The sequence below is a fragment of the Bradyrhizobium sp. Kon10 genome, from assembly GCF_055807395.1.
In genome coordinates this window covers 1-708 of record NZ_JBVVOZ010000111.1, presented here as the reverse complement: position 1 = coordinate 708, position 708 = coordinate 1, and the positions used below count along the sequence as shown (strand labels likewise).

Sequence of the window (708 nt, the reverse complement as noted above, 5' to 3'; positions counted from 1 at the left end):
TGAACCGCCCCGGGTTTGCCGGAGGCTCCAACTCCTGAGAGGATGGAGCCATGACAAGCAAGACGACGAACAAGTTTTCACCCGAGGTCCGGACCCGAGCGGTTCGGATGGTTCTGGATCACGCCAGCGAGCATCCCTCGCGCTGGGCGGCGGTGACATCGATCGCTGCCAAGATCGGCTGCACGCCGCAGACGCTGCATGACTGGGTCAAGAAGGCCGAGGTCGATAGCGGACAGCGGGCCGGCGTTCCGACCGACACGGCCGAGAAGCTGAAGGCGCTGGAACGGGAGAACCGCGAGCTTCGGCAGGCCAACGAGATCCTGCGCAAGGCAAGCGCTTATTTTGCGATGGCGGAGCTCGACCGCCGGTCCAAGCCATGATCGCCTTCATCGACGATCATCGTGGGGAGCATGGGGTCGAGCCGATCTGCAAGGTGTTGCCGATCGCCCCCTCGACCTACCACGCCCATGTGGCCAAACGGCGCGATCCGGCCAAGCGGTCGACGCGCGCCAGGCAGGATGCAGCGCTGAAGCTCGAGGTTCGGCGCGTGTTCGATCAAAACTTCTCCGTCTACGGCGTGCGCAAGGTCTGGCGCCAGCTCAAGCGGGAAGGCTTCGATGTTGCCCGTTGCACAGTGTCGCGATTGATGCGGGACATGGGTTTGCAAGGGATTATCCGCGGCAAACCGGTCAAGACCACGATCAGCGA

Annotated in this window: 1 pseudogene and 1 other annotated feature; the pseudogene reads left to right on the top strand. The window is 63.4% G+C overall.

What is annotated here, in order from left to right:
* Positions 1–50 precede the first annotated feature (50 nt).
* Positions 51–708 (top strand): annotated as a pseudogene (locus AC0L2O_RS36280) (IS3 family transposase); the annotation flags it as partial.
* Positions 335–451: a sequence feature (AL1L pseudoknot), on the top strand. Its footprint overlaps the pseudogene before it by 117 nt.